Origin of the sequence: Streptomyces sp. NBC_00829, from assembly GCF_045161795.1 — a bacterium.
GTDB lineage: Bacteria > Actinomycetota > Actinomycetes > Streptomycetales > Streptomycetaceae > Streptomyces.
On sequence record NZ_CP108867.1, the window covers coordinates 7,305,862 to 7,323,451 of the forward strand.

Below are 17,590 nucleotides of genomic sequence, written 5' to 3' on the forward strand. Positions count from 1 at the left end.
GGGACCATCCCCGCGGGTGCGGGGAGCGAGGCCTCGACTTCGTCGACCTCCAGCAGGCCCTGGGACCATCCCCCGCGGGTGCGGGGAGCGGACTGCGTGACTTGCAGCTCTAGTTCGGGACCGTGCGGATTGCGCAGAGTTTCACCGAGTCCGGCATATCGCCCATAGACCCTTCATTCGTCACCTCGTCAAGGAGCACGCAGCGTCCCATCGTAGGACACTCAGCCATCACTTCCAGCCCGCGATCAAGACCGGTCTGTCCTCGTTCCTCAACTGGGACCACCGGGGCCTGGTGTTCACGGTGCACCGCGCTCTCCGCCTGGTCGAGCAGAAGTTGCTGGCCCAAGATTCCCTAACCACATCGCCGCCCCAGCCGCCAGGAAGACCATCCCCGCGAGTGCAGGGAGGAGCCGTATGCGGTCCGGGATGCCGTAGCTGGGGTCATCCCCGCAGACCACGAGCTGGGGTTTTGGTGGTCGGGACCATCCCCGAGCAGAGCGCCTGCGGCAGCAGGTCCGTCTTGGCCTCGGGACCATCGCCGAGTGTCAGGCCAGCGGCAGGTGGGCGTGGGTCTCCCATTCATACATCTGGCGGTCACGGCCGAGGACGATCAGTTCGACGGCTGTGATCCTCGCGGTGGCGGGTTCGGGGCTGACGCTGTGGAGGGCGGCCTGCGCGGGGGCTGCGGGTCCGTCGGCGTTGCTGTAGGCGATGGAGATGTGCGGTGCGAACTTGTCTGCCTGTTCGGGGACTTCGCTCCATACGTCGCCGATCGCCGAGCGGATCGCGGCCCGGAGGTCGGCGGGTGGCCGGCTTGGCTGGGCTTCCCAGCGGATTGCTTCGGGTGTGATCTGCGGGCGGTGGATTTCCAGATCGAAGGCGGGGATGGACGTGAGGTGTGCGGATGCGGCTTCCACGATCGCGTCGGCGTCTTTGGCGGGGACCTCGTCGGTGAATCCGAGGCCTTGCATGGTCAGGTGGAGCCCGGGGTCGGGAATCAGGTCCAGGCCGGTCACCGGGGCCAGAGCCTGGCGGTAGATCGCGGCGAGGCGGTGGACGTCGTCGGCGCCTGCGAAGGTGATGTGCCAGGTGTAGAAGCGGCGCCCGGGCCGCCAGCCGGGCCGCCACCACCAGTGATTCGCCATCGAGTGGGTCATGTGAGGGATCCAATCATCGGGCGGTGGGGCCGGGCGAGAGGGCGAAATGCCGCGGAACGGAGTCCAGGCACCAGTCGTCGATCGCTCCTTGCAGGTCGGCGGCCGTGCGGGTGCCGGCGGCGGGGGACCGGGCGATGGCCTGGGCGACCTCTTTCAGGCGTCCGGTGACGGGTGCGAGCCGCTGGTCGGCGGGGAGGGCGAACACGGGCTGCAGCGCGTCTGCCGCGCCGTCCAGTGCGCCGAGGGCGAGGTGTGCGTTTGCCTGCCCGATGTGCATCTGAGCGGTTGTCCCATAGGAGTGGGAGGGGCTGGCGAGTGCGGTTTCGAGCTCGCGCAGCGCCGTTGCCGGCTCTCCCAGGCGCAGGTGCACGGTGGAGGAGTAGTTGATGTGCCGGATGTCCGGGCAGGACATTAGTCCGGCGATGTCGTCCGGGGACGTCATGGCCTCGCGGGCATCGCGTGCGCGGGCCAGTGCGGCCTGGGCGTGGCGGGCGGCGCCGAGCTGGGACCACACGTCCGCTTCCTGACAGGCCAACAGCACGCCGACGGTGCCTGATCCGCCGTATGAGGCGCCGCGCTGGGCGTGGTTGATGGCATCGCGCATCCGCCCGTCCCACATGGCGACTTTTGAACGGGTGGACAGGACCCAGGCCCGGAGGTCGTTGTGGCCGGCGAGCTCCGCGCACAGCCAGGCGGTCCGGCCCTGGGTGTCGGCGTCGGTCAGCTTGCCGAGGTCGGAGGACATCCAGGCCAGCAGCGTGCACAGGTATCCGGCTGCCGTGTACAGGTCGGCGCACTGGCGCGGGTGCTGGTGGCCTTCGAGGAGGGCGAAGACGCGGTCGCGGTGCCTGCGGGTGGCCTTGAACACGGTGACAGGGTCGTCGGTGAGGTAGTCGCGGGCCGAGGCCTGGATGTCGGCCATCAGCTGTTCCAGCGCGAGGTCGCCGATGTTGGAGGCTTCGGCCCACTAGGCCCAGGCGGCGGATTCCTCCGCGACCGTTCGAACGAGTTCGGGTCCTGCTGCTTGTCCCGCTGCATGTGCCGCGGGCGTGGCGGCCTGGCTTCCCGCATCTGGCGTCGGCTCCGTGGCGGTGTGCAGGAGGCGGAGGTCGCCGGGGGGCATCGTCCGCCGGTCCTCCAGGTCGAGGAGCGCGTCGAGGCCGCAGTCATACAGGTCGGCGAGGAGGCGGAGCACGGCTGGGGATGGCCTTCGTCCCGAACGGGCGGGCCACTTCTCCCACTTGCCCAGTAAGGAGGCGTCGGCTGCGACCGCTTCGCCGGGCCGCTCGATACCGAGATCGTTGATGCGGTTCGCGGTCTGCTGAAGCGACCAGCCGTACACGTGCCGCCACGCCTCGCGGGGGCGTACCCGGAAGCGGGTGCGGATCTCGATGGCGATGGCGGCGGGGGTAGCACCGGTGGCTCCCATTTCCTGGCGGAGCTGGTCCAGTTCTGCTCTAAATCCCGGCTTGGGACCTGTCATGGGCGTACTCCCTGCGCGGCGGACTCTGGCATTCACCGTAGCTGTGCCCCGGCGGTGGGGGGCCCTGGAAAGAGGCCGTCACCGCACCGGCTGGTCCGTAACTGTCCACTCGGCGCTGGCTACTGCAGGCCAGGGCCTGGTGGTGGTGTCCAAGGAAGTTGGGCACCACCACCCATGACGGTCACTGCCTCTCCTTGGAACCTTGGTGACCTGCACAAATCCCCCTCCCGGGGAGCCGCTGCTGTGAGTGGCATCGGCCAGTCGCCACCAGAGAACGAGGAGTAGCCGTGACGGAAACCAGGCGTGTTCAGATCCCGATCGAGTGCGGACCGCTCGACCTGTCCAGCCCGCACTTCGCCGGAATCGGCGGAGCGGGCATGTCTGCCCTGGCCCGCCTGTTAGCCGAGCAGGGCGAGCAGGTCTCCGGCTCCGACATCCGTACCACGCTGGGGATGGAGCAGTTGCGTGCGGTGGGATGCCGGATCCACCTCGGGCACCGGGCCGAGAACCTGAAGGAGCCGAGTGTCGTGGTGTGGTCGAGCAGCATCGAAGGGGACAACCCGGAACTTGTGGCGGCGCGCCGGGCCGGCATCCCGACCGCGCACCGCAGCCAGGTCCTGTCCCAGCTCATGAACGGCGCGGCGCAGTCGGTGGTCGTCGGCGGCACCCATGGCAAGTCGACGACCACGGCCATGCTCGCCGTCGCCCTGGACCGCCGCGATCCGTCGTGGGCCGGCGGGGGAGCGGTGCTGGGCGGGAGGAACGCACGGCACGGCAGCAGGAGTCTCTTCATCGCCGAGGGGGATGAGAGCGACCGCAGTATCACCGCCTATCGGCCGCAGGTCGCCGTCGTCCTGAACGTTGACGATGACCATCCCGAGACGTTCGTCGACGTCAGCGAGATCGTGGAAGTGTTCCGCGACTTCGTCCGGGGCAGCCGGGGCCTGGTTGTCTCCGCAGACGATCCCGGTGCCCAGGCGCTGACTGCACTCGTCCGTGACCAGGAGGGCCTGCGCGTGGTGACCTTCGGGGAATCCGAGGGCGCGGACGTCCGCATCACCAGTATCGAAGCGGAGGGCACCTGCACTTGGGTCACGCTCCGGGACCTGGACGGCGTGATGGTGACCGTGGCCCTGCGGGTGCCCGGCCACCACAATGCGCTCAACGCTGCAGCGGCGTTCACGGCCGGACGGGTGCTGGGCGTGGAATCGGGCGAGCTGGCCGCGGGCCTGGGCCGGTTCGCCGGGATCGAGCGGCGGATGAGTCTGGTCGGCACCGCCGACGGCGTCACCGTCCGGGACTCATTCGCCCACCACCCCACCGCGATCGCCGCCGACCTGAAGGCCGCCCGCTCCCTCACCGCAGGGTCGGTCGTCGCGGTGTTCGAGCCGTGCGGCTGGACCCGGACCGCTGCCCTGGGACCGGCGATGGGCCGCGCCCTGGCCGGGGCGGACAAGGCCGTGCTCCTGCCCGTCACCTCGACCCTGTCCTCACCGATCAGCGAGGTCACCACCGACGAAATCGCGGCCGCCGTCATCGAGCACGGCGGCCGCGTCCACCAGGCCGCTGGCCACGCGGAGGCGGCGGGCCTGCTGGCCGGACTGGTGCGGCCAGGTGACCTGGTGCTCACGATGGGCACCGGAGACGTGAACCTTTTGGGCGCTCAGCTCCTCGCCGACCGAGCCGCTACCGCCGTCTCCTAGACGGACGCACCGGCAGCGTCCGGCTGGAGGAGTAGCGCCGCTGTGTGCTCCAGCCCGACGCTGTGGGAGCCCTTGACCAAGACGACGTCATCCGGCCGCAACTCCCCCGTGATCAGGGGCAGAGCCGCATCCCGGTTCTCGGCGCGCAGTACCAGCAGACCGGGCGCATGGCAGCGGGCGGCGTCGGCCAGCAGGTCGGCGTGAGCGGTGCCGACCGCCACCAGCACGTCCACGCCGCACTCGGCGACCAGACGCCCCACACCTTCATGGCCCAGGCGGGCGTCGTCGCCGAGCTCTTTCATCTCGCCCAGCACGGCCACCGTGCGGCGCCCATCCGCCATGGCGGCCAGGGCTCTGAGGGCCACTCGCATCGAATCGGGGTTCGCGTTGAACGCGTCGTTGACGACTCGCACACCATCACGCCGGTCGGTGACCTGCATCCGGCCCGGAGTCACCTGCACCGCGTCCGACAGTGAGGCGGCTACATCGCCCAGCTGCGCCCCCAGCCCGAGGGCGACCGCGGCGGCGGCAAGAGCGTTCCAGACGTGGTGCTCGCCGTGCAGATGCATGGCCACCGGGGCCGAGGCACCGTCGTACCGGAGCGTGAAGGAGGGCCGTCCGGCCGAGTCGAGCTCAAGGTTCTCGGCCCGTACGTCTGAGGCAGGCGAGAGGCCGAAGGTGAGTACGGGGGCCTTGGTGCGGCTCGCCATGGCGGCGACGAGCGGGTCGTCCGCGTTGAGTACGGCCAGCCCATCGGCCGGGAGGGCCTCGACGAGTTCGCCCTTCGCCCGGGCGATGGCTTCCCGGCCGCCGAACTCCCCGACGTGGGCGGTACCGACGTTGATGACGAGCCCGACCTTGGGCGGCGTGATCCCGGTCAGGTGGGCGATGTGCCCGATGCCACGGGCGCCCATCTCCAGCACAAGGTACCGGGTGGCGGCATCCGCGCCCAGCACCGTCAACGGCAGGCCGATCTCGCTGTTCAGGGACCTCTCGGTGGCCGTCGTCGGGCCAAGCGCAGGGAGGACCTGGGCGAGAAGATCCTTCGTGCTGGTCTTCCCTGAAGAGCCGGTCACCCCGACGATAACCGGCTCGCTGATCTGTCCGAGCACATGGCGGGCAAGGAGGGCGAGCGCGTCGAGAACATCATCGACCACGACGGCCGCCACACCAACCGGACGGGTCGCCAGCACGGCCACCGCACCCGCCTCAACAGCCCGGCCGGCGAAGTCGTGACCGTCCACCCGCTCACCCACGAGAGCAGCGAGCAGGCCGCCCGGCTCGACCTCGCGGGAGTCCACGACCGCAGGCGCCACCATCTGCGCCGCCGGATCCGGCACGTCACACAGGTGCCTCCCACGACGGCGGCGATTCGTTCGAGCGAGAGGGGAATCACTGGCTGCACTCCGTCCACATGAGGGGCCCCCAAGGTGCGGCTGCCCGCGCGCCGCCGCCCCGAGGTCGTGCACCGACCGTAACGCCTCCGGCCCCGGCGGCCAGCCCGCCCGGCCCCACCCACACCAGAGCGGAGTACATCCTGATGTCCCTTCTCAGCCAAGAGCCCCAGCTCGTCGCCGTCGTGACGGGCGGCCGGTCCGCCGAACGGGAACGCTCGCTGCTGTCCGGGCGCGCCGTCCACGAGTCCCTGCAACGCCAGGGCCACCGCACAGTGCTCCTCGACGCGGCCGACCGGTCCTTCGCCGACGAAGTCCGTCACACTGATGTCGCGTTCCTCGCCATCGCCGGGCAGTACGCCGAGGACGGCAAACTGCAAGGCCTCCTGGAAACACTCCGCATCCCCTACACGGGCTCGCCGGTCACGGCCAGCGCACTCGCCATGCACAAGACCCTGGCGAAGACCGTCGTCGCAGCAGCCGGTGTCCCAGTCCTTCCAGACGCAGAGATCCCGCCATCGGGGATGCCGGACGTCGTGGCCAAAGCCCTGGCAGAAAATCTTGCGTTCCCCCTCATCCTCAAGCCTCGCTCGGAAGGCGGATCGATCGGCATCACCCTGTGCCACGAGATCACCGAACTCACCGAAGCGGTCTCCTGCATCGAGCGATCCGGCGCCTGGCTCGTGGAGCCGTTCATCTCCGGCACACCGGTCACCTGCGCAGTCCTGGAGACCAGCGGCACCGTCATCGCGCTCCCCATCCTCGAAACGATCCCCACCACCGCCGAGTTCTACGACTACAAAGCCAAGCGGGACCCAGACCTTCACCAGTACCGGTGCCCCGCACAGCTCCCCCCGGACGTAGCAGGCTTTGTTGCCGAGTCGGCACTCGCCGCCCACCACGCGATTGGCTGCGCCGGCTACTCCCGCTCCGACTTCATCGTCTCCGCGGACGGACGGGTGACCTGGCTGGAGATCAACACCCTGCCCGGCCTGACCCATCACGGGAACTTCGCGACCACGGCCAGTGCCGCAGGCATCGGCTACGACCAGCTGGTGCGGATGATCCTCGCCACCGCCGACGCCACCGGCGGGTACCGGCCGTGATCCTCGAACCCTTCCATGTCGAAGCCGCGGCGAAGGCCCTGGACGGCGTTGCAGTCCGCACCCCGGCAGTAACCTCCCCGGCCCTGGACAAGACCTCCGGATACCCGGTGGTATGCAAGGCCGAAAGCCTGCAGCGCACCGGATCGTTCAAGTTCCGCGGCGCCTACCACCACACCGCATGCCTCCCTCAAACCGCTCGGGCGTCGGGCATCATCGGCGCCTCCTCCGGCAACCATGCCCAGGCCCTCGCTCTCACGGCCACGCTGCTCGGCATCCGGGCCACCGTCGTCATCCCCGACGACGCGCCCAAGGGAAAGATCCAGGGTGCCCGCGCCCTCGGCGCCCGCGTCATCACCTACGACCGCACCCGCCACGATCGCGACGCGATGGTCCGGGCTCTGTCCCAGCAGCACGGCCTGGCCGTCGTCCCCTCCGCGAACTCGCTGGACGTGATGGCCGGCGCAGGCACGGCCGCCCTCGAACTCCTCACTGACCACCCCGACATCACAACCCTCGTCGTACCCATCGGGGGCGGCGGCCTCGCCGCCGGCAGCGCCGTCATCGCCAAACACCTCAACCCGGACCTCCAGGTGATCGGGGTTGAACCGTGGAGCGCCGCCGACACCCTCCAATCCCTGCACGCCGGGCACCGCATCACCCTCCGTGCCGTCCCACGCACCATCGCCGACGGGCTCCGCCACATCACTCCCGCCGAACTCCCCTGGGAGGTAGACGCGCACCTGCTGGACGATGTTGTCACGGTCACCGACTACGACATCACCACCGCGATTGCATTCGCGTTCCGGCACCTCAAACTGGTCGCCGAGCCGAGCGGCGCGTGCGCACTGGCAGCCGTCCTTGCCGGGCAGGTCACACACTCTTCAGGGACCATCGGCGTGGTGATCTCCGGCGGTGGCATCGACCTCCCCATCTTCCATCACCTCACCACCGACGCCCAGTGCAAGGCAGACCCTCCCATGCCTGAAGACGACGCATTCCCTCCTGTGGCAGTGGGGACCATCCCCGCGGGTGCGGGGAGCAGACTGCGTGACCTGCAGCTCTAGTTCGGGACGCGGCGAACTGCGCGACGCCGACCACTGGGCCTACCAAGCCGCAACCCTCACCGACGCCCGCATCAGCTCCGCCTTCCGGCGGCCCACAGACTCCGTACAACGCCCCCACCGACCCAGCGCCGCGCTGCGCGCGGCGGTAAGCCGGCTGAAGGTCGACGAAGTGGAAGGAGTCGGCTTCGGCCGCTTCACGCGCCCCGACCCCCGCCTCGCCGACCAGATCCAAGAACTCGTCGGCGCCCTCTGACACCCACACACCGAAGGGCCCGCACCCTTCGTCGGTGCCCCGGACCCGCGGGGTCCGGGGCACCGTGCGGTGCGGCCCCAGGCCCTTCACCCGCCGTCACGACGAACTACCTCGCGAACGGAGACGTTGCAGCCCGAGGCAGCCTGACAGCGGCGCCCCTGCCGGGTCATGTCGGTAGCTGTCGGAGCAGGAGGTGAAGGGAATGAGTGTTGCCAGCATTGATCACACCGGCCCGTGGACCATGGCCGACGTCCTGGCCCTGCCCGAGGACACAAGGAACCGGATCGAGCTGGTCGGAGGCGCGCTCGTGATGAGTCCCAGCCCCGGCATCGCGCACCAGCGCGCCAGCCCTCGCCTGGCCGCCATGCTGGACGCCGCGATCGAAGCTGCGCAGGCGCCGCTCGAGGTCCTGGAAGCGGTCAACGTCGCCATGCCCGACGGGCTCCTCATCCCCGATATCGCCGTCATGGACGCCACCGCATCAGCGGAAGCCGGGCTGACCATCCATGCTGACGATGTCCTCATCGTGGTCGAGATCGCCTCGCCCTCCACCCGGCGAGCGGCTCCGCGCCGGAAGCCTGGAAGAGGTCCGGTTCACCAACGTCGAGCACCTCGAGTTCGACCTGTAGCCACACGCCCCGAACAGCTCGCGAGCCCCGGACCGCAGATGGCCTGGGGCTCGCTCACGTAGCTGTGAGAGATCCGGTGTTCACGATGCCGTGACGGTCACCTGATCATGTAACAGGTGGCGCATCCTCACAGGACGCGCCACCTGGTGGGCGCCGCGCTGGAACGCGGTGAGCCCGGACCCTGTTTCATGGTGCAGCCATGGCGCCAGGGAACCTCGGCGGCAGGTGCCGGAGGCGGCGTTGCAAGGACCATGGCATCCCGACTCCGTCAGGGCAATGGCACCTGGAAGAAAATGCACCAACAAAGCAGTGTCCGTCAGCTCACCTGCAGTTTTCACATGCCCGGCCTCCCACTCGGCCACTCGTTCGCCACCGCGCGGTGGCGAATTCCTGGACGACTGGGCATCAAATACTTCACCCAAGGGGCCACTCATTGTGATTGTCGGGATGCCGGTGAGAGGATCAGCCCTCGCCGACGGGCCGACCTGGAAGTCGCCGCCGGGCGTACACGGTGCAGCCAACTCCCCACGCCCGCATAGGGCGTGACATCACGACAGGCAGGTAGACATGCGTTCCATCCCCTTATGGCCAGTCCCCGGTCCACACCCTGCGCACCAGGGCCTCAGCGTGGCAGAGGTGCGCCTCGTCATCGTGGTGGTCGTCGTGGCCGCAGCGCTCGCGGCCCTCGGCATGCCAGTAACGGGGGCCCTGGCGTTTGTCGGCGGAGCCCTGGGCATCGCTGCTCACTCGGTCAAGGCCCTGCGCGCGCCACAGGTTCCGCCACCCGACGGCGTCTGAGTCTCCCGTGGGACGGCGTGAGAACGCCGTTGCCGCCGAAACCAAGCAGGCCAAGGCGCTCGCGTTATGGCTCCGCGCCCAACGCGAGCGCTGCGGACTCACCTATGCGGCAATGGCCAAACTGACCGGTCACCAGTTCACTGCGTCAGCGCTTTCCCGGGGTGCCTCTGGCCGCGTCCCCTCCCTCCGCCTGGTAATCGCTTTCGCGACCGCGTGCGACGCAGATGCCGACGAGGCGGTGCGCCTATGGAAGGCCGCGCGCAAAGCCAGGGAGGAACGACGGCGCCAGGCAGGGATCTCTCCGGAGTTCAGAGACCTGGCGAGCTCGGTGCGCTCGGTCCTGCGCCACCCAGCCGTCGTCGACACCTTCGGCAAGCTCCACGACGTCATGGTCGAGATGCGGGCCCGCCAAGGCCAGCCGTCCCTGGGCGAGTTGCAGACGCTGGCCGGGCGCACCCCGGACGGACGCCACAGGCTGCCCAAGAGCAGTCTGAGCGTCGTCCTTCGGGGCGAGGCGGTCCCCTCGCGAGAACACCTCACGGCGTTCATGGAATGCATGGGCCATCCCCCGGACACCGTGCGGCGTTGGCAGCAGGTCTGGGACCGCATCTCCCAAGCCGAGAGGCCGCTACCGGCAGCCACGAGGTCGACGTTCTTGGTGGATGCCCCGGAGCCTGACAGCCCGGTCGGGCGTGCAACCGCTGCGTTCCCATTGGACGCTCTCGAAGAGGTGGGCCACTTGGACGCTCTGCGGGGGTGGATCACTCTGAAGGCCGCCCCCGGCCTGAAGAGCCAGCAGGGCCCCCAAAAGGCACTCCCCTTCGCGGGTACAACGCGTGCTGGGCTGCCCATCAGGACACCCCGTCGCTACAGCGTGCGGATGAGAGCCGTCAGCAGCCCCACCTATGGGTTCATCACGCTGCAGCCCCGGGAACCCTCTTTCCGGCCTCCATCGACTGCCGGGAGCCCTCTTCCCATCGCCCTGCCAGCACAGGCCGCGGTGAGCGCCGTGCAACCGGCTCAGCCCACCGTGTTAGGCAGCCTCGGCCGTGCGATCGAGCGCTGGCTGCCGAAGAGTTCACGATCCGACCGCACCCGCTGGCCGAACTTCTGACGATCTGTTTACAGGCGATCCGTGATCCCTAGGAAGCATGAGCGATCACGAGCAGCAGCGGCCGGCCCCAGTCCGCGGCAAGGTCCTGGAGGCTCTCACTCGAGCGGAGCGGAGGATATTCACCCGACCTGTGCCGACATCCGCCAAGTCTCAAGTGAAATTCCTTCTCACGCGATCGAAACGGATGTCAGTGTTGCTTCCTCTGACCTGCAAGAACCCCTGTACACCCTTGCCGAGGCGTATGACGCGGGCTTCGTCCCCTGGAAACCGACCACGATGCGGCAGTACCTCGTGCGCTCACAGCGCCGCGGAATCCCTCTTCCAAGGAGTGCTTGGGATGGACAGGCCCACCACTACACCGAAGAGCAGTTGAGAACGTGGCTCGCCAATTGGCGGGCTAAGCTCAATGCCGCTGTTTTAAGCCGTGACCTTCGGTTTTCGCTTGGCCGGGGCGGTCTTGGAGGCGGGGGTAATGGTGACGGCTTCGGCGGGCGGGGCAGCAGGCTGGGGCCAGTCGCGGTGCTGAGGCCGTTTGAGGCCCCAGTTGGACATCTTGCGCTTGACGACGCGGGGGAAGGCACGGAGTCTGCGGACCGGCAGGAGGTGGCGGGTGATCTCGGCGAGGGCGCGGTCCCAGGCGGCGGTGAGGCGCTCAGGGGGAAAAAGCCGCCTGGGCGGGGACCTGGCGGCGCACAACGCGCAGGGAGCGGGTGAAGGACAGCCGGTCCGGGTCGGTTCCGGTTTCGACCGCGGCCTGGTGCATGACCTGGCGGAGTGCGTGGTGGACGAGGAGGAAGCCGTAGACCTCCTGCTCGACACCTTCGGGGTATCTGGAGCGCAGAACCACGTCCGCACCGCGCTGGTGGACCTTGATCTCGTCCAGCACCCCTTCCACTTCCCACCGCTCGTGATACAGGGCCGCGAGTTCCTGCGCGGGTGCCTGTTCGGGATCGAGGATCGTGGTGACCAGCCGGATCGGGCCGGCCTCTTCGTGGCCGGCGATGGTGTACTCCACCACCCGCACCAACTGCCCGTGCACGCGGCGCTTGTCCCGTGCCGCGTAGATCTCCGAACGGTAGGAGCCGTCCGCGTACTGCTCGCACACGGGCAGCACCGCGTTGGACTTGACCCGCCACAGCAGGTCCGCCCCCGTCCCGGCGGCGGCCTTCCACCGGTCGAAGGAGAGGAAGTTGCGGTCGGCCAGCAGCAGCATCCCCTGCTGAAGCCGCGGCAGCAGGGTGTCGGCCAGCACCGTCTCGGCCACCGTGCACGCCCCGGTAGCCGCGGCGAAGACCGCATGCGTGCCGCACTCGGCCAGCACCACCAGCCGCACCTGCGGAAACGCGCCCTTCTTCTCACCCCGCCCGGACCCCGGGCGTCCGAAGAACGCGTCGTTGGCCGGGGTGTCCGCCACATCCAGTGTGGTGCCGTCCACCGCCACCACCCGCCGCCCCCGGTACCAGGCACCGACCGTGTCCGGCGTCGCCACCGGCCGGCACACCCGTACAAACAGCGCCCGCAGCGGCTCCGGCCCCAGCCGGGCCCGCGCTCGCGAAATCGCCCCGGTCGAGGGCACATCCCACCTGCCCCGCCACCGGCCGGCCCAGGCCAGCCCCTCCGTCAGCAGCCGCGCGACCTCCTCATACGCCTGCCCGGAGAACAGACACATCGCCAGCACGAAATAGACCACGACCCGCGCTGGCAGCAACCGACTCCGACACTCAACCCTGCCCGTCTCAGCAACAACCTCATCGACCAACTCCGCCGGGAACGCCCGCGTCAACACACCCAACGCGATGCGATCCGACAACCGCTCCTCAACCGGCGGCTTGACCTGCCCAGCCCGTGGCACCAGCACCCCTCCCGCGGCACACGCTACAGACAAGACCAGACAGGGGCAGACCGGTCCGCTCGGTGATCAGGTGGATCTTTGAGCCGTACTTGCCCCGGTCGACAGGATTCGGATCTGTCAGCTCCCCTTTTTCAGGGCCCGCATGTTCACCGAGTCGATCGCGCAGCGAGACCAGTCCAGGTCGCCGCGGGAGCCGAGTTCGTCGAGGACCAGGCGGTGCAGCTTGGCCCACACGCGGGCCTTCGTCCACTCGGTGAACGGCGGTGGGCTGTCGCCCCAGACGGTCCGAACGACGACGTCGGTAGTTGCTGCCACGTGCAGCCCGACGTCGCCACGAACACGATCGCTGCCAGCACCTTACGGTCGCCGTGCCGGCGCCGGCCGCCACCTTGAGGCCGCGATGGTGCCTCCGGCACGACCCGCTGGAACAGTTCCCACAACTCGTCCGGCACCAGCCGCTCAATGATCCCCCCACGACCAACAGCCTACTAAGCCAAATGAGATGGCTTCTAATTGGCCGTACTGGCTGGGGTGGATCTCGGGGTTTCAGGTGCCCTCCGTGCAATCCCGGCATCCGCTGGGCCGTGACATGACACCTTGGCTGCACCAGGCGCAGCAGCTGGCCGAGATGAACTGGTCGCCTGCGTCGTCCCGCAGCCTCGCATTGCATCGCAATGCTGGTAGACAGTCGGTGCTCGTGACCTGACCGGTTGCCCTGCGGTTTGGACGGGTGTCTCCTGGTAGAAGGGGCTGATGATCCGGGAGTGGTCCAGATGACTAGCCCAAGCGCGTGTGCTCACTGTGGAGCTCCAGCGACGCCCGGAGCCGAAAGGTGCATCCGGTGCGGGCATAATTTTGCACCGCGACATCCCGACCAATCTTCTGCGCCATCCGATCCTCCCAGCGCGGCTCCTCCCGGAGCGCGCCCCGGCGGGGGCGGGTGGAACGCGCCGTCCCCAGGAGAGGCCCGTTGGCCACCCGAGGCCTTCACTCCCGCCCAGCCTTCGGCTGCTGCGAGCCCTCAATCGACTCCGTCGCTCAGTATCAGCAACGGAGTGGTAGAGGGGCAGGTGCACGGTGTGCAGTCACGCACCGAGCAACAGGGGGAATCAAACTACGAGACGGTGTGGACGTTCCGCGTTGAACGCTATGACGAGTGTCAATGGTCATTGAGATGCCCAGGTGGGTGGCCGTTGGAGGCTCAGGCTGGTGGCCATCAGAAAGCCAGGCGTGTGGCCAGTGGTGTTCCCGGGGTGGGGGTCAGTTCAAGGGGACCACTCCCTTCCCGGCGAGGGCTTCGGCGAGGCGATGCGAGTCACCGGTGGTGGTAACGAGGTGAGCGTGATGCATGAGGCGATCGGTGCTCGCGCCCGCGAGAGTCTTCGGCATGATCGTGTCGAAGCCCGAAGGGTGAATGTTGCTGGTCACGGCGATGGACCGGCGTTCGTAGGCTGCGTCGATGATCCGGTAGAACGCCTCGGCGGCGTCTTCCCCGACGGGCAGCAGGCCGATGTCGTCGATGACGATAAGGTCCGCGCGGCAGATCCGGGCGACGGTCCGTGCGGTGGACCCGTCGACCTTCGATTTGCCGATCGCGGCGCTCAGCGTCTCCAGGGTGAACCAGGACACCCGCAGGTCCTTCTCGATCGCGGCCTGGGCCAGGCCCTCGGTGAAGTGGCTCTTGCCCGTCCCCGACGGGCCGGCGATCACCAGATTCTCGGCGCGGCCGATCCACTCCAGGGTGATCAGGGAGTTCTGGGTGGGTTCGGGGATGGTGGAGTCCTCGGCTCGCCAGGAGCCCAGGGTCTTGCCGGTGGGGAAGTTCGCCGAGTGGCGGCGAAGACGCCGGGTGGCGGCGTCGCGGCCGGTGACCTCCTCGGATATCAGCAGCCGCAACACCTCGGCGGGGTCCCAGCGTTGGGCTCGGGCGGTGGCCAGGACGTCCGGGGCCGCTTTGCGCATATAGGGCAGGCGCATGCGGCGCATGAGCTTGTCGAGCTCCTCGGGCAGGGCCGGGGCCTGTGGAAACGTCATGGTCGTGAATTCCTTCGTCGGTCAGGGTTAGCGCCGATAGGCTCGACGGGTGATCGATATGCAGGTGCGCGGTGACAGCGGCGACGTCATAGCCCGGGCCGAGGGCGGGTTGCGGTGGACTTCCGCTTTCGGTGATCTGAATCCGGGGCTGTTCCCGATGCTCTGGGGCCTGATTCCCTATGGGGATGCAGTCTTCAACCATCGGCAGGTGTCGCTGCTGCTGGCGGAACTCGACCGGCTCCCGGCAGCTTGCGGCGGTGACTGGGTCGGGCAGGCTCGCGAGTTGTGTCAGGTAGTGGAGCAGGGGTCACACCGTTATCTGTGGTTTGTCGGCGACTGACCGCAGAGTCGTGCGTCAACTTCCTTGAAGTCGTTGCCTACTGGCCCAGGGCTTGCCAGCCGATGGTTCCGTTCTGGACGGAGTGGGCCTCGTCCGCGCGGACGACCTCGCCGACGGGCTTGCTGTCCGCGATGTGTCCCAGGATCGAGAGCAGGTCGTCGTCGGCGAAGCGCCCGGCCGTGGCCGCAAGCCCGAGGGCCTGGTCGACTTTGTCGTTGCCCAGGACGGTGGCGAGCTCGACCGCGCGGGCCATCTTGGCGCGAATGCGGGTGGCGCCGGCGGGTCCGGCTTCCTTGAGCCAGCGCCCAGCCCCGGGGCCGATGCCCATGAACGCGATCTCCGCTTCCGAGCGGGGCTGCAGCCTCGGCTGGTGGATGCTGCGGCCGTCGGGATGGTCGGGGTAGTGCGCGTCGATGATCTGCGGAACACCCGGGGTGGAGAGCTTGTGGCGCCAAATCTCCGACAGGTCACCGGAGTTGGTGCGGGCGGTGATGGATAGTTCCTCGCCGACCACCCGGCACCACACCTTGGCGCCGGTATAGCCCGGCGGGGTCGAGTAGCGCACCGAGTTGAAGCTGATGGTGCGGTCCGAGCCGACCAGTCTCTCCTCGCCCAGTGCGAGCGCGAGCGGCTCGATGGGCAGGACATGTAGCGTGGTGCGTTCGATGTCGAGGCGGTCGGCGGGTATCTGCCCGGTCGCCCGGTGACGGCGGGAGTTCACCGCATCGCACCAGGCCAGGCAGGCATCGGCGAGCTCGGCGAAGGTGTCGTAGGCAGCCAGCAGGTTCGCATCTGTGGGCACCAGGTCGGCCTTCGCGATGCGGACTGTGGCCTCCGCGCCGCCCTTCGATTCGGGATCGTAGGGCACGCAACTGACCACCTGGCAGCCGTAATGCCGACCCGCGGCGACCATCTGCGGATGACGTACCGGGATCCCGGCGATGTGCTCGACGGTGACCGTCTTCGCGTTGTCGGTCAGTACATACGTCGGTGCCCCGCCGATCCGCCTGAGCGTGGTGTCCAGACAGGCCACCAAAGTGCCCAGCGTGCAGTCCCAGACCGGGATCACCACCCGGAACCGCGACCAGGACAGCCACGCGCAGAACAGCCAGGTTCGACGCCCCGCGATGCGCGGACCCTCGCCCCAGTCGAACTGCAGCCACCGGCCCGGCTCGGGAATCCACGGGCGGTACGTTCGTCGCTTGCCGGCCTTCCATGCGGTCTTTGCCGTGTTCACCGCCCGTCTCGTCGAGCGTTCGCTGCCCCGGTAGCCCATCTTCACGAGCTTGTCGTGGACCACATCGGCGCGGATCGTCGCCTTCGACTGCTCGACCCACTCCTCGACCTTCTCCAGGAACGCGTCGATCATCTTCGGCCGCGGCTCTCGCTCATAGGGATTGCGCCCGCCGTTGCGGGCCTCGACATACCGCTTGACCGTCTTCGGGTCGTGCCCCGTCAAGGTCGCCGCGGACCAGACCGTCCCGGTCAGGTCGTACGCCTCAAGGATTTCCATAATCTCCGTGTCAGACTTCGTCACAGGACCTCTCCGGCCGGTAGCTGATGCGTGGAAACACCAGCAAACGGGCGGAGGGGTCTCCTCCAGTTAAGGAAGTGATCAGGAACACCACTGGTCAGACGGCCATCCACCTGGAATACCGGTGGCCATCAGCCTGGACTCGGCTGGCCGCACATCTGGACTTTGCCACGGCCGCCGTCAACGAGGCCGGCAATCGAGTGCTGCTGGTGCCGGTGGAGATGCGGGGCTACGCGTTCGAAGGGGCGATTTCCGAGGGCGATTGGGTACGGGCGCACGGCAAGATGAAGAGAGGCACGCTGCGGGCGAGCAAAGTGGAGAATCTGACGAGCGGGGCTGGCGTCAACGCCAAGACGACGCCCAAGGGTTGCTTGATTGCCTTTGCCGTCGTCTTCGCCGCCGTCCTCGCTTTCCTCATCTGGGGCTTCTTCACTCAGGTCGTCGGGCGATGACGATCGAGCGCCTGACCGCGGAGGACCTGGACCATCTGCAACGTACCGGCTTCGAGCCACCTCGCCTCGGCCCAGAGAGCCACCTGACGCAAGCGCCGCTCGGCCTGCGTACTCTTGTGCGGGTCGCCGGTATCGGACGCCTGGAGAAGACCCAGCACACGCCTTTCGGCGACACGAGCGGGACACGCTGCAACGGGGACCCGCAGCCTTCGCGAGACCTGTTGGTCACTCTTTACAACTACCAGGTGCCGCTGGCCTTCATGGTCAGCTCCGAACCGGGCCAGGCGGCATTCCGTGCCGGCACATGGCTTCCCGAAGGCAGCTACAGTTCTGCGGCGCAGGAGAACGAGCGACTGCTGGAATCGGCTCTGCGGGCGCTGTACCCGACCGTCGACATCCGCCCCGACGACCCGGTAACAGGAACATGGCAGATGGGTGGACTGGTACTTGGGATTCCTACGCCCACTCCTCCGGACTCTGCCGAAGGAGTTCGCCAATTCGACCGGCTGCTGCGCGCGCTCCACCAAGTGCGGTGGGCCGCGCTGATATTGGCGCAGCCTCTCGGCGAGACGCTGGTACGTGACCTCAAACTCAGGCTGATCAACGAAATGCGCTCAGTTCAGACAGCGGTAACGGCGGGCGGCGTCCCAAGCCCGCTCGCTGATCACTACCTTGAG

At 68.3% G+C, this 17,590-nt stretch carries 15 protein-coding genes and 3 pseudogenes; 10 read left to right on the forward strand and 8 right to left on the reverse strand.

All coding sequences use genetic code 11. The features are described 5' to 3' along the window. Positions 1 to 545: 545 nt before the first annotated feature. The 3 genes from OG293_RS32830 to OG293_RS32840 are packed head-to-tail and all read right to left on the reverse strand — an operon-like array spanning position 546 to position 2,640. Positions 546 to 1,157, reverse strand: a complete 612-nt coding sequence (locus OG293_RS32830) for a 2'-5' RNA ligase family protein (RefSeq protein WP_406002374.1) — start codon at positions 1,155 to 1,157, stop codon at positions 546 to 548. A 13-nt stretch (positions 1,158 to 1,170) separates the two neighbouring features. Continuing rightward, the gene (locus tag OG293_RS32835) at positions 1,171 to 2,079 is read right to left on the reverse strand and encodes an XRE family transcriptional regulator (RefSeq protein WP_406002375.1); all 909 of its coding nucleotides are present in this window, start codon (positions 2,077 to 2,079) and stop codon (positions 1,171 to 1,173) included. Positions 2,080 to 2,124: 45 nt separating this feature from the next. After that, positions 2,125 to 2,640 (reverse strand): hypothetical protein, encoded by a 516-nt coding sequence (locus tag OG293_RS32840; RefSeq protein ID WP_406002376.1) that lies wholly within the window; start codon positions 2,638 to 2,640, stop codon positions 2,125 to 2,127. A gap of 287 nt (positions 2,641 to 2,927) precedes the next feature. On the opposite strand from OG293_RS32840, the gene murC reads away from it, so the two are divergent. Next, positions 2,928 to 4,343 carry a UDP-N-acetylmuramate--L-alanine ligase gene (gene murC, locus OG293_RS32845; RefSeq protein ID WP_406002377.1) on the forward strand — a complete coding sequence of 472 codons (1,416 nt, stop codon included), beginning with the start codon at positions 2,928 to 2,930 and terminating at the stop codon, positions 4,341 to 4,343. Here murC and murF read toward each other — a convergent pair. Next, a pseudogene (gene murF, locus OG293_RS32850) lies at positions 4,340 to 5,739 on the reverse strand (UDP-N-acetylmuramoyl-tripeptide--D-alanyl-D-alanine ligase). The gene murC and the pseudogene murF overlap by 4 nt on opposite strands. A 144-nt stretch (positions 5,740 to 5,883) precedes the next feature. Here murF and OG293_RS32855 point away from each other — a divergent pair. The 7 genes and pseudogenes from OG293_RS32855 to OG293_RS32885 all read left to right on the forward strand — a co-directional run bounded on the left by OG293_RS32855 (position 5,884) and on the right by OG293_RS32885 (position 10,701). Beyond that, positions 5,884 to 6,843 (forward strand): D-alanine--D-alanine ligase, encoded by a 960-nt coding sequence (locus OG293_RS32855; protein ID WP_406002378.1) that lies wholly within the window; start codon positions 5,884 to 5,886, stop codon positions 6,841 to 6,843. Further along, positions 6,840 to 7,907 (forward strand): threonine/serine dehydratase, encoded by a 1,068-nt coding sequence (locus OG293_RS32860; protein ID WP_406002379.1) that lies wholly within the window; start codon positions 6,840 to 6,842, stop codon positions 7,905 to 7,907. The genes OG293_RS32855 and OG293_RS32860 overlap by 4 nt, the downstream gene beginning before the upstream one ends. Then, positions 7,891 to 8,160, forward strand: a complete 270-nt coding sequence (locus tag OG293_RS32865; protein ID WP_406002380.1) for a hypothetical protein — start codon at positions 7,891 to 7,893, stop codon at positions 8,158 to 8,160. The genes OG293_RS32860 and OG293_RS32865 overlap by 17 nt, the downstream gene beginning before the upstream one ends. A gap of 202 nt (positions 8,161 to 8,362) precedes the next feature. Further along, positions 8,363 to 8,851: a Uma2 family endonuclease gene (locus tag OG293_RS32870; protein WP_406002381.1), complete on the forward strand. Its 489-nt coding sequence runs from the start codon at positions 8,363 to 8,365 to the stop codon at positions 8,849 to 8,851. 565 nt (positions 8,852 to 9,416) lie between these two features. Then, positions 9,417 to 9,587 carry a hypothetical protein gene (locus OG293_RS32875; protein ID WP_406002382.1) on the forward strand — a complete coding sequence of 57 codons (171 nt, stop codon included), beginning with the start codon at positions 9,417 to 9,419 and terminating at the stop codon, positions 9,585 to 9,587. Positions 9,588 to 9,594: 7 nt separating this feature from the next. Beyond that, a pseudogene (locus OG293_RS32880) lies at positions 9,595 to 9,819 on the forward strand (helix-turn-helix domain-containing protein); the annotation flags it as partial. Between the two features lie 6 nt (positions 9,820 to 9,825). Further along, positions 9,826 to 10,701 (forward strand): XRE family transcriptional regulator, encoded by an 876-nt coding sequence (locus tag OG293_RS32885; RefSeq protein ID WP_406003867.1) that lies wholly within the window; start codon positions 9,826 to 9,828, stop codon positions 10,699 to 10,701. Between the two features lie 652 nt (positions 10,702 to 11,353). Here the strand turns inward: OG293_RS32885 and OG293_RS32890 are convergent. From OG293_RS32890 to istB, 3 genes and pseudogenes are all read right to left on the reverse strand, one after another. Next, positions 11,354 to 12,553 (reverse strand): IS4 family transposase, encoded by a 1,200-nt coding sequence (locus OG293_RS32890; protein ID WP_331752073.1) that lies wholly within the window; start codon positions 12,551 to 12,553, stop codon positions 11,354 to 11,356. A 37-nt stretch (positions 12,554 to 12,590) separates the two neighbouring features. Beyond that, a pseudogene (locus tag OG293_RS32895) lies at positions 12,591 to 13,020 on the reverse strand (transposase); the annotation flags it as partial. A gap of 793 nt (positions 13,021 to 13,813) precedes the next feature. Next, positions 13,814 to 14,587 carry an IS21-like element helper ATPase IstB gene (gene istB / locus OG293_RS32900; protein WP_334662233.1) on the reverse strand — a complete coding sequence of 258 codons (774 nt, stop codon included), beginning with the start codon at positions 14,585 to 14,587 and terminating at the stop codon, positions 13,814 to 13,816. Between the two features lie 58 nt (positions 14,588 to 14,645). Between istB and OG293_RS32905 the strand changes: the two genes are divergently transcribed. Beyond that, entirely contained in the window at positions 14,646 to 14,927 is a 282-nt protein-coding gene (locus OG293_RS32905) for a hypothetical protein (protein ID WP_334458136.1), read from the forward strand. Positions 14,928 to 14,964: 37 nt separating this feature from the next. Here the strand turns inward: OG293_RS32905 and istA are convergent, their stop codons facing one another. After that, positions 14,965 to 16,440, reverse strand: coding sequence for an IS21 family transposase (istA, locus tag OG293_RS32910; protein ID WP_406003791.1), 1,476 nt, complete (start codon positions 16,438 to 16,440; stop codon positions 14,965 to 14,967). Between the two features lie 98 nt (positions 16,441 to 16,538). Here istA and OG293_RS32915 point away from each other — a divergent pair, with 98 nt between their 5' ends. Further along, on the forward strand, positions 16,539 to 16,913 hold the full coding sequence (locus tag OG293_RS32915) for a hypothetical protein (RefSeq protein WP_406002383.1): 375 nt from the start codon (positions 16,539 to 16,541) through the stop codon (positions 16,911 to 16,913). Positions 16,914 to 17,590: the final 677 nt, after the last annotated feature.